The 13728-nt window shown below is 62.9% G+C and carries 11 protein-coding genes; 6 read left to right on the forward strand and 5 right to left on the reverse strand.

Going from position 1 to position 13728, the window contains the following annotated elements; all coding sequences use genetic code 11:
- Positions 1 to 5: 5 nt before the first annotated feature.
- Positions 6 to 1595, reverse strand: a complete 1590-nt coding sequence (locus O1W68_RS09770) for a phospho-sugar mutase (RefSeq protein WP_442972341.1) — start codon at positions 1593 to 1595, stop codon at positions 6 to 8.
- An 8-nt stretch (positions 1596 to 1603) separates the two neighbouring features.
- On the reverse strand, positions 1604 to 2431 hold the full coding sequence (locus O1W68_RS09775; protein WP_269303135.1) for a purine-nucleoside phosphorylase: 828 nt from the start codon (positions 2429 to 2431) through the stop codon (positions 1604 to 1606).
- 130 nt (positions 2432 to 2561) lie between these two features.
- On the opposite strand from O1W68_RS09775, the gene O1W68_RS09780 reads away from it, so the two are divergent.
- Genes O1W68_RS09780 through O1W68_RS09790 form a run of 3 tightly spaced genes read left to right on the forward strand, consistent with a single transcriptional unit; the run spans position 2562 to position 5649 of the window.
- Entirely contained in the window at positions 2562 to 3266 is a 705-nt protein-coding gene (locus O1W68_RS09780; RefSeq protein ID WP_269303136.1) for an enoyl-CoA hydratase/isomerase family protein, read from the forward strand.
- 50 nt (positions 3267 to 3316) lie between these two features.
- A complete protein-coding gene (locus tag O1W68_RS09785; RefSeq protein WP_269303138.1) occupies positions 3317 to 4489 on the forward strand; it encodes a M20 family metallopeptidase in 1173 nt (390 codons plus the stop codon).
- The gene (locus O1W68_RS09790) at positions 4486 to 5649 is read left to right on the forward strand and encodes an amidohydrolase (RefSeq protein ID WP_442972319.1); all 1164 of its coding nucleotides are present in this window, start codon (positions 4486 to 4488) and stop codon (positions 5647 to 5649) included. Before O1W68_RS09785 ends, O1W68_RS09790 begins: the two co-directional genes overlap by 4 nt.
- An 8-nt stretch (positions 5650 to 5657) precedes the next feature.
- Here the strand turns inward: O1W68_RS09790 and O1W68_RS09795 are convergent, their stop codons facing one another.
- On the reverse strand, positions 5658 to 6122 hold the full coding sequence (locus tag O1W68_RS09795) for a gamma-glutamylcyclotransferase (protein ID WP_269303140.1): 465 nt from the start codon (positions 6120 to 6122) through the stop codon (positions 5658 to 5660).
- Between the two features lie 172 nt (positions 6123 to 6294).
- On the opposite strand from O1W68_RS09795, the gene O1W68_RS09800 reads away from it, so the two are divergent.
- Both O1W68_RS09800 and O1W68_RS09805 read left to right on the forward strand, forming a co-directional pair.
- Positions 6295 to 7698 (forward strand): NAD(P)H-quinone dehydrogenase, encoded by a 1404-nt coding sequence (locus O1W68_RS09800; RefSeq protein WP_084346808.1) that lies wholly within the window; start codon positions 6295 to 6297, stop codon positions 7696 to 7698.
- 160 nt (positions 7699 to 7858) lie between these two features.
- The gene (locus O1W68_RS09805; RefSeq protein ID WP_269303142.1) at positions 7859 to 9040 is read left to right on the forward strand and encodes an aminotransferase-like domain-containing protein; all 1182 of its coding nucleotides are present in this window, start codon (positions 7859 to 7861) and stop codon (positions 9038 to 9040) included.
- Here O1W68_RS09805 and glpK read toward each other — a convergent pair.
- Positions 9025 to 10530 carry a glycerol kinase GlpK gene (glpK, locus tag O1W68_RS09810; protein WP_269303713.1) on the reverse strand — a complete coding sequence of 502 codons (1506 nt, stop codon included), beginning with the start codon at positions 10528 to 10530 and terminating at the stop codon, positions 9025 to 9027. The genes O1W68_RS09805 and glpK overlap by 16 nt on opposite strands.
- A 98-nt stretch (positions 10531 to 10628) precedes the next feature.
- On the opposite strand from glpK, the gene glpD reads away from it, so the two are divergent.
- Positions 10629 to 12386, forward strand: coding sequence for a glycerol-3-phosphate dehydrogenase (glpD, locus tag O1W68_RS09815; RefSeq protein ID WP_269303144.1), 1758 nt, complete (start codon positions 10629 to 10631; stop codon positions 12384 to 12386).
- 43 nt (positions 12387 to 12429) lie between these two features.
- Here glpD and O1W68_RS09820 read toward each other — a convergent pair whose 3' ends face one another.
- A complete protein-coding gene (locus O1W68_RS09820) occupies positions 12430 to 13674 on the reverse strand; it encodes a cytochrome P450 (protein ID WP_269303146.1) in 1245 nt (414 codons plus the stop codon).
- Between the last annotated feature and the right edge of the window lie 54 nt (positions 13675 to 13728).

A 13728-nucleotide genomic window follows, 5' to 3' on the forward strand; every position in this document is an offset into this window, starting at 1 on the left:
CAGGGTCACAGGCTGGTCGCGAACTTTCGCAACGTGGCGAGCACAGCGTCGGCTTCGGCGCGCACGGCCGACAAGTCTGCGCGGTGGTGGACCGGGAGCACGACCTCGAGGTACGCCTTGACCTTCGGTTCGGTTCCCGAAGGACGCACGATGACGCGGATGCCATCTCCTGCCAATTCGACGGCATCGGTCCGCAGCGGACCGGCCTCGGCGAGTAGGTCGGTGACCGTGATGGAGGTGCCCGCCAGTTCGGTAGGTGGCTCCGCGCGGAGCCGTTCCATCATGGTCGCGATCTCGGCGAGATCATCCACTCGGGTGGAGACCTGCGCTCCGGCGTGAACACCGAATTCGAGCGCCAGGTCGTCGAGGACATCGCCCAGTGTGCGGTTCTCGGCCGCGAGCAGGGCAACGAGGTCTGCGAGGACGACAGCTGCCGAGATCCCGTCCTTGTCGTTGACGAACGACGGGTCGACGCAGTGGCCGATTGCTTCCTCGTAGGCATAGACCAGACCTTGGCCGGCGCGAACCAGCCACTTGAATCCGGTCAACGTACGCGCGTAGCGCGCGCCACGAGCAGGGGCGAGGACGGAGAGAAGTCGAGAAGAAACGATGGTGTTCGCGACCAACGAGTTCGGGGGCGCGGTGTGGAGTATGTGGTTGGCCAACAGCGCTCCGGTTTCGTCACCGCTGAGCATTCGCCATCCCGACGGCCCCGGCACGCCTATCGCGCATCGATCGGCATCGGGATCAAGAGCAATCGCGAGATCTGCCGTCACCTCGGCGGCAAGGGCCAACAGTTCATCCGCTGCACCGGGCTCTTCCGGGTTGGGAAAGGCGACGGTCGGAAACTCGGGATCGGGCTCGAATTGGTCGGTCACAGTGTGGACGTCTTGGAATCCGAGGCCGCGTAGCGCAGTGAGCGCGACCTCGCCGCCGACACCGTGCAGGGGCGTCATAGCAATCCGAATGTTCCGCTTCTGTGAACGGACCAGCGCGGGAAGTCGGTCCAGATATTGTGCGGTGACGCTCGATCCACCCGGTGAGACGAAGGTACGAGGCACGTCCACTGCAGGACCGACCGCGGCGATCTCGGCCTCGATTTCTTTGTCGACCGGCGGGATGATTTGTGCACCACCGCGGAGGTAGACCTTGTAACCGTTGTCGGCAGCAGGGTTGTGCGAGGCGGTTATCTGGACACCGAGGTCGGCATCGAGCGAGCGGACCGCGAATGCCAGTACCGGCGTAGGGAGTGGTCGAGGTAGTAGAACTACGGAAAAACCCTGTGCAGCAAAGGTTTCCGCGGCTGCAGCGGCGAAGGTGTCCGATCCGTGCCGTGCATCACGACCCACGACGACGGTCGATCCGCCCAGACCCTGCTTCTGCAGCCACGCGGCAATCCCCATCGAGGTGCGCACCACGACGGCGACATTCATCCCGTTGGGACCGGCTCGAACCTCGCCGCGCAGACCCGCCGTGCCGAAGCTCAACGGAGCGCGAAACCTCTCGCGTAGTTCGTCTTCCGGCAGTGAAGCCAATTCCGCACGCGTCGACGGGTCGGGATCACCTGCGATCCAATCCGCGACCTGATGTGCCAATTCGGCCGTCACAGCGTCGACACCAGCCGTTGTAGAAATTCACCCATGCGCGAAGCTGCTGTCTTCCCTGCTGCGAGCACCTCTTTGTGGTCGAGGTGGTCACCGGTCATTCCAGCGGCAAGATTGGTGACGAGAGAAAGCCCGAGAACCCTCGCTCCGAGGGCCCGCGCTGCGATCGTCTCGTGGACGGTGGACATACCGACCAGATCGGCACCCATGGTGCGCAACATTCGAATCTCGGCGGGCGTTTCGTAATGCGGCCCTGGCAACCCCGCGTACACGCCCTCTTCCAGCGAAGAATCGATGCGGCGCGCCAGTGCGCGAAGTTCCGGAGAGTAGGCGTCGACCAGGTCGACGAACTCGGCACCCGTCAACGGCGAGCGTGCGGTGAGATTGAGATGGTCGGAGATGAGAACCGGTTGGCCGACGTGCATTCCATCTCGGATTCCACCCGCGGCGTTGGTGAGAACGACCGTGGTAGCTCCGGCCGCGATGGCCGTCCGCACGGGATGCACGACTCGGGCCAAGTCGTGCCCTTCGTATGCGTGAGTACGCCCCTGCAACAGCAGCGTATGTGTGCCGTCGACGCTCACCGAGGTGACGGTTCCAGAGTGTCCGGATGCGGAGGGGGGAGTGAAGCCCGGAAGGTCGGCCATGGCGATGGTCGCAGTCGGGGAACCGAAACGATCCGCTGCGGCCTGCCAGCCGGATCCCAGCACGATCGCCACCGCATGAGAGGCGACGCCGGTGGCCTCCGCGATCGCTGCTGCAGCGCGTGCCGCGGCGCCCTGAGGATCGAGGGTCGGATCTGCTGCATCGCTGTTCGTTGTTCCCACGGGGAGCAACCCTAGGAGATGTGCGACCGTTTCTGCAGCAGGCCATGCATTGCCGTCGCCGGCGGCTCGGGTTCGAGCTCGGTCGGGCAGACCTTCACCGGCTGAAGTTACCGCCGGGTAGTATCTGGCCATGCCTTATCTCGAACATGACGGTGACGTGCACATCCTGTACCTCGGTGCTCAGGACTCAGCTCAGAACCCGGAGAATCGGTTTCATCCGGACTGGATCGAGGGCGTGCACGCTCTTCTCGACGAGGTCGAATCGATATCCGGACCAGGCGCACTCGTGACTACCGCGACCGGAAAATTCTTCACCAACGGTCTCGACACCGACTGGCTATTCGCCAACCTCGACAAGATCACCGGCTACCTCGACCGGGTGCACACGCTCTACACCCGACTGCTCACGTTCCCGATGGCCACGGTTGCAGCTGTGCAAGGCCACGCATTCGGCGCAGGCGCCATGTTCGCGACGGCTCACGATTTCCGGGTCGTCCGCGTCGACCGCGGCTTCTACTGCCTGCCCGAGGTGAACCTGAACATGCCGTTCACCGTAGGCATGTCATCCCTGATCACCAGCAGGCTCCCCAAGCAGACTGCCGTCGAGGCAATGACCACGGGTCGACGCTTCGGCGGAGCAGACGCCGTCGCAGCCGGCATCGCCGACGTCGCTGTCGCCGAGGACTCCGTGTTGTCCTCGGCTGTCGAGCGGGCTACGGCGTTGACGAGCACGCGCGGTGACAACCTCGCAGGAATCAAGCGCGCTATCCACGGCGATCTTCTTGCCGCGCTGAACACCCCGACCGACGAGAGTAATTTCGCCTTCGGTAAGTAATCGGCCGCGCTGAATTCAGCTGCGGAGAGCACTAGTGACAGACTGAGCCGGTGATCGTCGAGACCGATGCTGGTGTGCAGCGTGCTGCACCCGACCTGCTTGCGTTGTCGCACTCGATTCACTCCGAGCCGGAACTCGCGTTCGAAGAGCACCGCAGTGCAGCGAAGGTATGCGACCTTCTTCGCGATCGTGGTTTCGCCGTCACCACCGGCGTCGCTGACCTGCCGACCGCATTCACCGCGACATACGGCAGTGGCGAGCTGGTCATCGTCCTCTGCGCTGAATACGACGCATTGCCGGAGATCGGCCACGCCTGCGGTCACAACATCATCGCCGCATCTGCAGCCGGCGCGGCGATAGCGTTGGCACCGCTCGCCGAGCGGCTCGGCATCACCATTCGAGTACTCGGAACTCCCGCCGAGGAAAGCGGTGGGGGAAAAGTGCTGATGCTCGAACGCGGCATCTTCGACGGTGTGGCCGCGGCGCTGATGGTCCACCCCGGGCCGATCGACATCGTGGGCGCAACGTCACTCGCGTTGTCCGACATAGCCGTATCGTTCACCGGCCGCGCCGCACACGCATCTGCGGCCCCCGAATGGGGAATCAATGCCGGTGATGCGGTCACCGTCAGTCAAGTAGCAATCGGCCTGCTGCGTCAGCATCTGGCGCCGGGGCAGCAGTTGCACGGGATCGTGACCGCGGGTGGTCTCGCGCCCAACATCGTGCCCGGACACGCCGAACTTGCCTACTACCTGCGGGCGAACACCTCGGAATCATTGGCTGCGTTGACGTCCAAGGCGCATGCGTGTTTCCAGGCCGGTGCGATCGCTACCGGTTGCACCCATCAGATTCGCACGGTATCTCCGATCTACACCGAGCTGACACCCGATCCGTGGCTCACCGCCACCTATCGAGATGAGGTCGAGTCGATCGGCCGCACACCCCTGGCACCCGAGTTGGAAGGATTCCGCCCTCTGGGCAGCACCGATATGGGAAATGTGACGAAGGTTCTGCCCGGGATCCACCCGGTGATCGGTCTCGACTCGGGCGGCGCAGTCACGCACCAACCGGAGTTCGCCGCAGCGTGCATCACCGAGTCGGCGGACACCGCCGTACTCGACGGCGCCCGATTGCTTGCACGAACGGTGGTCCGTACGGCCCTCGACGCAGACACGCGGGGCCGGTTGCTCGAAGGCGTCGAAGCACGGATGACGGCTCGATGACCGATCTGCATGCCGCGGTCGACGCCTGGATTCTCGACCACACCGCCGAATTGTCGTTGTGGCGACGCCACATTCACGCGCATCCAGAGTTGGCACGTCAGGAATTCGCAACAACTGCGTTCGTCGTCGGGCACTTGGAGGCCGCCGGGCTGTCGCCGAAGCTTCTCCCCGGTGGAACAGGTTTGACCTGTGATATCGGACCGAGCGGACCACGGGTGGGTTTGCGAGCGGACATGGATGCGCTCCCGTTGCAAGAATTCACCGGTGCAACCTATGGCTCGACCGTTCCCGGGGTTTCCCATGCATGCGGCCACGACGCTCACACGACGGTGCTGCTCGGAACTGCGTTGGCCTTGGCGTCGCTGCCCGATCTGCCGTTCGGTGTTCGGTTGATCTTTCAGCCGGCCGAGGAGGTCATGCCGGGTGGGGCTTTGGATGTCGTGGCGGCCGGTGCGCTAGAGGGCGTATCGAAGATCTTCGCCCTGCATTGCGATCCTCGGCTCGAGGTGGGCAAGGTCGGTGTGCGGGTAGGTGCCATCACGTCGGCGGCCGACACCGTCGAACTTCGTCTGGACTCACCCGGTGGCCATACTTCGCGACCTCACCTGACCACCGACCTCGTCTATGCACTCGGCACGGTCATCACCGGCCTGCCTGGAATGCTCAGCCGCCGAATCGATCCGCGGACGAGCACGGTGATGGTGTGGGGTGCAGTCGTGGCAGGTCAGGCGCCCAACGCTATTCCGCAGAGCGGCATGCTCACCGGCACCGTACGCACCGGTGATCACGAGACCTGGGCTTTGCTCGAGCCCCTGGTCGGCGAGATCGTGGCTGGTCTCCTTGCGCCGACAGGGGTGCGTTACGAATTGCACTACAAGCGTGGGGTGCCGCCCGTGGTCAACGACCCGGTGGTGACGCGGACATTCGAGAACGCTATTCGACGCGTCGGACCGGCGGCGTTGGCCGATACCGCTCAGTCCGGTGGTGGCGAGGACTTCTCGTGGTATCTCGAAGACATTCCGGGAGCGATGGCTCGGCTCGGCGTGTGGTCCGGTACTGGTCCGCAGCTCGATATTCACCAGGCCACGTTCGATCTCGACGAGCGAGCGCTCGCCGTCGGTGTGAAGGTGATGACCGGCATCGCACTCGAACCGAACTGAACTGAAGTTCAGCTGGAAGTGCCGGGCCCTACGTTGCGACTGTTTCGTGTGCGCAGTCCACGGACGTACTCCGCGGGAGCACCGGCGATTTCGGCTGCTTCGGCCATGACTCCCAGGTAGCGCGCCGACGGCAAGCCGCCCTCGTAGGCGTCGAGTACGTACAGCCAGGCCAGTACCGGACCGTCCACGGTATCGATGCGCAGTCGGACCTTGCGATGTATGCCGAGTTCGGATCCCTCCCAGCGGTCGAGCCTCTCCTCGTCCTCTTCCGAGACGTCGTACAGCACCACGAACACCTTCGAATCGGCGTCGGGTGCGACCGTTGCCAGTGCACCTTCCCAGCCGATGTCACCGCCGCCGAAGGTCAATCGCCAGGCGTGTAGCCAGCCCGTTCCCGACGACGGGGAATGGGGGCAGCGCTGAAGCATTTGCTCCGGATGCATGTTCGACCCGTAGGCGGCATAGATTGGCACGTCGGCAAGCCTAAACCGTCCGGTGAATCGGCGGGGCGGCGGAAGGCCCGAGCGGCATGTTTCAGCAGGTGATGCAGATGTTAACTAATCCTTACCGACGCAAGGAGATGCCGACTGGAATAGCGTTGACTCATAACTGTGCACTTTTTGCGACCAATGTGGAAGAGGACAAATGACCCGGATCGTGATCATCGGTGGCGGACCCGCAGGGTATGAAGCAGCACTGGTGGCAGCGCAGCACGGGGGGACTGTGACCTTGGTCGATTCGGACGGCATCGGGGGTGCCTGCGTTCTGTGGGACTGCGTACCGTCGAAGACGTTCATTGCCTCGACAGGTATCAGGACCGAGATGCGACGAGCGAACGATCTGGGTATCGCGATGGATCCATCGCAGGCGACCGTTGCTCTGCCGCAGATCCACGAGCGCGTCAAAGCGCTCGCGCAGGCGCAGTCCTCCGATATTGCAGCGCGGGTGCGCTCGGTCGGCGTCGAGCTGATCTCCGGCCGCGCCGAAATGATCGATTCGCATGTCGGTATGGCTGCGCACCAGATTCGAGCGACTTCGGCGGACGGTTCGGAACGTGTACTCGACGCGGATGTCGTCCTGGTGGCGACTGGTGCGAGCCCACGGATCCTTCCGGGTGCGGAGCCCGACGGTGACCGCATTTTGAATTGGCGTCAGCTCTACGATCTCGAGGCGCTTCCCGAGCATCTGATCGTGGTCGGGTCCGGTGTGACCGGCGCCGAGTTCGTCTCGGCCTACACCGAGATGGGCGTCAAGGTGACAGCGGTCTCCAGCCGTGACCGTGTGCTGCCGCACGAGGACGAGGATGCCGCGCTCGTACTCGAGGATGCGTTCAACGAGAGAGGCGTCACTCTGGTCAAGCATGCGCGAGCAGAATCCGTCCAGCGGACCGAGAGTGGCGTGATCGTCCGCCTCGCCGACGGACGTACCGTCGAAGGTTCTCACGCGCTGATGACTGTCGGTTCCATTCCCAACACCTCCGGGCTCGGACTCGAAAAGGTAGGAATCGAACTGGATCGTGGCGGCTACCTACGCGTCGATCGAGTATCGCGGACCTCGGTTTCGGGCATTTATGCCGCGGGTGACTGCACAGGTCTGCTGCCCCTCGCTTCCGTCGCTGCGATGCAGGGACGTATCGCGATGTACCACGCTCTCGGCGAAGGCGTCACCCCGATCAAACTGAAAACTGTTGCCTCAGCGGTGTTCACGCGTCCCGAGATCGCATCCGTCGGTGTGAGCCAGTCGGCCATCGACAACGGTGACGTGCCGGCACGTACCGTCATGTTGCCCCTTGCCACCAACCCGCGAGCAAAGATGTCCGGCCTCAAGCGCGGCTTCGTAAAGATCTTCTGCCGACCCGCGACCGGCGTCGTGATCGGCGGCGTGGTTGTCGCTCCGACGGCATCCGAGCTGATTCTGCCCATCGCCATGGCGGTACAGAACAACCTGTCGGTCAACGATCTGGCGGCGACGTTCTCGATCTACCCATCGTTGACGGGGTCGATCACCGAGGCGGCACGGCAACTGATGCGCCACGACGATCTGGACTGACGCGCAGGGTGAGTGTCAAAATTCTCATGATGTGAGAACTGAGTGTCATTGATCGAGCTGGAGTGGCACAGTGAAGTGAGCCGACCACCATCCGGCTCACTTCATGCCCCAGCGGATCCTCGGGTACTTCGCAATCCGTACTCGATCCTTGGGGAAATCAATGACTTCCGCTCTGCCCTCGTTTGCCCGGCGTCTCGATTCGTTGCAGAGTTCTGCGATTCGAGACCTGCTCGCTCTGACTGCGCGAGAGGACGTGTTGAGTCTTGCCGGCGGTCTGCCGGCGACGGAGTTGATTCCCGTGCACCGCATTCGGCAGGCAGCGGAGGCAGTGCTGAGGACACCGTCCTCGGTGCAGTACGGCGAAACCTCCGGTTGGCGCACGCTCCGCGAGATTGTCGCAACCCGCGAATCATGCTCGGTCGGAAGAGAGGTCACCTCCGGCGAGGTCGTCATCACGCACGGTTCGCAGCAAGCGCTCACCCTCCTCGCTCAGGCAATGCTCGATCCCGGCGCAGTGGTCGTCGTCGATGAGCCCGCCTATACCGGTGCGCTGCAGGTCTTCTCGATAGCAGGTGCCGATATCCATGCAATCCCAATCGGTGGTGCGGGAATGGACACCGATGAACTGGCCCGCAGGTTGGCCGCCGGCCTTCGTCCCACACTCGTCCACACCGTGAGCAACTTCCACAATCCACGCGGCGTGACGATGTCGGATCTCGGCCGCAAACAGCTCGCCGCGCTCGCTGATCGCTACGGGTTCTGGATCCTCGAGGACGACCCGTACGGCGAGTTGTGGTTCGGTGTGCAACCCCCGAAGTCCATAGCCGCGTACTCCGACCGCGTTGTTCGGCTCTCCAGTGCGTCGAAGATCATCGCTCCTGCGCTTCGGGTCGGCTGGCTGACCGCGCCGGTGGCTGTGTGCGAGGCCGTCGAACTACTCAAGCAGGGCGCCGACCTGTGCGGATCGTCGATGACGCAGCAGATGGCCGCCGACATGCTCGACGACGCCGCGTGGCTCGAGCGCCACCTCGGGGTCCTGCGCTCGCAATACAGTGCACGCGCACACGCCCTCGAAGATGCACTGAAAGGCACCTTCGGTGACCGAATGGTGCTCTCACCCGCGAACGGCGGAATGTTCCTGTGGGTCGAGTTTCAGGACGGCACCGACACCACGGCATTGCTGCCGCGAGCGCTCGATCACGGCGTTGCCTTCGTCCCCGGGCGCGCCTTCGCGGATTCTCCTCAGTATTCAGGCGCGGCCCGATTGTGTTTCGCGAGTTCGTCTTCGAACGTTCTCTGCGAGGCCGTGCGGCGGCTATCGGACGCTCATACGCTGTCGTAAGTGCGTTCCACAGCGCGATTCCACTTGTCGTACATTGCCTCTCGGGCATCGGATGCCAGATCGGGCTCCCAGGTCTTGTCCGCGGCCCAGTTCGCCACGATCTCGTCTTCGCCACTCCAGTAGCCAACGGCGAGGCCCGCAGCGTAAGCCGCACCCAGGGCAGTCGTTTCGTTGACTACCGGCCGAACCACAGGGACACCGAGAACGTCGGACTGGAATTGCATGAGGAGCTCGTTGACGACCATGCCACCGTCCACCTTCAAGGTCGTCAGCGTCACCTCGGAATCTGCGTACATCGCGTCGATGACTTCTCGTGTTTGAAATGCCGTCGCTTCCAACGCTGCTCGGGCTATGTGGCCCTTGTTGGCAAAACGCGTCAGACCCGAGATGACTCCGCGCGCATCGGGCCGCCATCGAGGCGCGAACAGACCGGAAAACGCGGGAACGAAGTACACGCCGCCGTTGTCCTCGACCGTTCCCGCGAGGCGTTCGATATCGGCGGTGCGCTCGATGATGCCGAGGTTGTCGCGCAGCCACTGCACGAGGGAGCCGGTGACGGCCACCGAGCCCTCGAGAGCGTAGACAGCGTCTTTGTCACCGAGCTTGTAACAGACGGTGGTGAGCAGTCCATGCTTACTGTGCACCGGCGTCGTTCCGGTGTTGAGCAGCAGGAAGTTCCCGGTGCCGTACGTATTCTTGGCCTCGCCCGGGGACAAGCATGCCTGCCCGAATGTTGCGGCCTGTTGGTCGCCCAGTATTCCCGAGATCGGGACGCCGGCGAGCACACCCCGAGGACGAACCTCGGCATACACCTCGGAGGAAGTGCGGATCTCGGGCAGCATCGACATCGGAATTGCGAAGTCGGCGCAGATGTCCTCCCGCCAGGACAGTGTTTCGAGATCCATCAACAGCGTGCGAGACGCGTTGGTCACGTCGGTGATGTGCTTGCCGCCATTGGCTCCGCCGGTGAGGTTCCACAACACCCAGGAATCCATCGTCCCGAAGCAGAGTTCGCCGGCCTCGGCGCGGCTGCGAACGCCGTCGACGTTGTCGAGAATCCATCGAATCTTCGGCCCTGCGAAATAGGTGGACAACGGCAGGCCGGTGATCCGCTGATAGCGGTCGGCGCCGTGGTCCCCGGCCAGCTCTCGACACAATTCGTCGGTACGAGTGTCCTGCCACACGATCGCGTTGTAGACCGGTTTACCGGAGCTACGATCCCAGACCAGCGTCGTTTCGCGCTGGTTGGTGATACCGACAGCGGCGATGTCCTGCGCTTTGACATCGGCGTTCCCTAGCGCGGCGCCGACGACTTCGCGAACGTTGACCCAAATCTCCTCGGCGTCGTGTTCTACCCAGCCGGCGCGCGGGAAAATCTGACGGTGCTCTTTTTGCGCGGAGCCGACCGGTTTGCCGTCATGGCCGAAAATTATGCAGCGAGAAGACGTCGTACCCTGATCGATCGAGGCGATGAAGGTGCCGGAGGTCACGTCGGTGCTGGTGTCGGAGGTCACTACGTTCCTTTGTTCGACTCGGAGGTGACGCGGGTATCGAACTCGAACGGTAGCCTGCAGGGGCGGTCAGGGAAATGGTCTATGTGGGGAGCGAGCTCGTGAGTAATCGATCGAACACCACTTTGCTGGGGCCTCAGGCGCGTGTCGATGCCTGGGAGCGGCTCGGATCCGAGTACTTCGACGTCATCATCATCGGCGGTGGCGTCGTCGGAGCAGGTGCTGCGCTCGACGCTGCGACCCGCGGTTTGAAGGTTGCTCTCGTCGAAGCTCGCGACTTCGCCTCGGGAACCTCCAGTCGCTCCTCGAAGATGTTCCACGGTGGACTGCGATACCTCGAGCAGCTCGAATTCGGTTTGGTGCGAGAAGCCCTGCATGAGCGCGAGCTGTCGCTGTCGACGTTGGCGCCACACCTCGTCAAGCCGCTGAAGTTCCTTTTCCCGCTGACGCATCGCGTCTGGGAACGTCCGTACATCGCTGCGGGAATATTTCTCTACGACAGAATGGGCGGCGCGAAGTCCGTTCCGGCGCAAAAGCACCTCACCCGATCGGGTGCGTTGAGGATGACACCGGGCCTCAAGCGCAAATCCCTCATCGGCGGAATCCGCTACTACGACACCGTCGTCGACGACGCACGGCACACGATGAGTGTCGCTCGCACCGCGGCGCATTACGGGGCCGTCGTTCGAACCTCGACGCAAGTCGTTGGATTTTTGCGCGAAGCCGATCGAGTTTCCGGTGTGCGCGTGCGTGATTCGGAAAACGGAGCCACCACCGAGATTCGCGGAAGCGTGGTCATCAATGCAACGGGCGTGTGGACCGACGAAATCCAGGCGTTGTCCTCGCAGCGAGGACGGTTTCGTGTACGCGCATCGAAGGGCGTACATATCGTGGTGCCGCGTGACCGCATCGTCAGCGAGGCCGCGATCATTCTGCGCACCGAGAAGTCGGTGCTGTTCATCATTCCGTGGGGTGCGCATTGGATCATCGGCACCACCGACACCGATTGGAAGCTCGACCTGGCGCATCCTGCCGCCACGAAAGCCGATATCGACTACATCCTCGGCGAGGTCAACACAGTGCTGGTGACACCACTGACGCATGAGGACATCGATGGTGTCTACGCAGGCTTGCGTCCACTGCTGGCGGGTGAAAGTGACGAGACGTCGAAGTTGTCCCGGGAACATGCCGTCGCTCGCGTCGCGCCCGGCCTCGTGGCGATCGCGGGCGGCAAATACACCACCTACCGCGTGATGGCCGAGGACGCCGTCGATCTCGCCGCCGAGGACATCCCTGCCAGAGTTGCGTCGTCGATCACGGAGAAAGTCCCGCTCGTCGGTGCCGACGGCTATTTCGCCCTGGTCAACCAGACGCATCATCTCGCGAAGATGTACGGTCTGCATCCCTACCGGGTGACCCACCTTCTCGATCGGTACGGCTCGTTGATCGACGAAGTGCTCGACATGGCGAAGGACAAGCCCGAACTCTTGCAGCCGATCACCGACGCGCCCAGCTACCTCCAGGTCGAGGTCGTGTACGCCGCTGCCGCTGAAGGCGCGCTCCACTTGGAGGACATCCTCGCGCGCCGGACTCGGATATCGATCGAGTACTCCCATCGTGGAGTCCACTGCGCGGGACAGGTCGCGGCTTTGGCCGCGCCCATTCTCGGATGGGACTCCGCGGCGGTCGATCGTGAGGTCGCGACATACACCGCGCGCGTCGAGGCGGAGATCAAGTCACAAATGCAACCCGATGACGAGTCCGCCGACGCACTACGCGTCGTCGCACCCGAGGCCCGTCAGGAAATCCTGGAGCCGGTGCAGCCGAGCAAGTAGGGCAGCAGGCTCGCGCCTTCTGCCAACGGTGCGTGACTGGAGCTCAGTGTTCGACCGGGCACCGACTTCCGTAGTCGACCTCGAACTCCTTGATGCCATTGAGCCAACCAGATCGAAGTCGCTTCGGATCGCCCAGCTTGGTGATGTCGGGCATGTGGTCAGCGATCGCGTTGAAGATCAGATCGATCTCTAGACGCGCCAAATTTGCGCCGACGCAGAAGTGCGCCCCGGTTCCACCGAAACTCAAGTGCCGGTTCGGGTCCCGCATGATATCGAATTTTGTCGGATCGTCGAAGACATCCTCGTCGAAGTTCGCCGAGGCATAGAACATCGCAACTCGGTCACCCTTTCTGATCTTCTGGCCACCAAGCGTGGTGTCAGCAAGCGCTGTCCGCTGAAACGCGGTAACGGGGGTCGCCCAGCGAATAATCTCGTCGACCGCGGTGCTTGGTCGCTCGTTCTTGTAGAGCTCCCACTGATCGGGATTCTCGAGGAAGCCGATCATTCCGTGTGTGATGGCGTTTCGGGTGGTCTCGTTGCCCGCAACAGCGAGCAGGATGACGAAGAAGCCGAACTCTTCGGGGCGTAGTTCATCACCATCGATTTCGGCATTCAGCAGCTGGGTGAGGATGTCATCGGCGGGACACTTCTTACGCTCTTCTGCCATTTGGTAGGCGTACCCGAGGAGCTCCATCGACGCGACCTGGGGGTCACCCTCGAATTCCGGGTCGTCGTAACCGGTCATCTGATTGGACCAATCGAAGACCTTTCCACGATCTTGTTGCGGGATGCCGATGAGCTCCGCAATCGCCTGAAGCGGCAGCTCGGTCGCGACCTGGGTGACAAAATTGCCTGCCCCTAGGGTCAGGGCTTCGTCGACAATCTTCGACGCACGCTCGGACAGGGCGTCCTCGAGGCTGGCCACTGCGCGTGGGGTGAAGCCGCGAGCAATGATCTTTCGCAGCTTGGTGTGCTCTGGGGCGTCTTTGAACAGAAGAACGTGGCGCTGTAGTTCGATGGCCTCGCGAGGGATGTCGTCGTCGAACCGGACGATCGCGGTGTTTTCCCACGTGGAATATACGTCGTTGCGCGAGACCTCCCTGACGTCCTCATGCCGAGTGACAACCCAGTACCCGTCGTCGTGAAATCCGCCGACGGTGGGTGGTTGTGGACACCACCAGACGGGTGCTGTCTTGCGTAGCTCAGCGAACTCCGCGTGGGGAATATGAGTGGCGTAGATGTCTGGATCAGTGGGGTCGAAACCTTCGGCAATATTCGGTGTGGGCACTTCGCACTCCTCATTGGGGCTGATAGCAGTCAGCCTTCCAGTGAAGCGGCTGCT

The sequence above is a fragment of the Rhodococcus sp. H36-A4 genome (genome assembly GCF_027158005.1).
GTDB lineage: Bacteria > Actinomycetota > Actinomycetes > Mycobacteriales > Mycobacteriaceae > Rhodococcoides.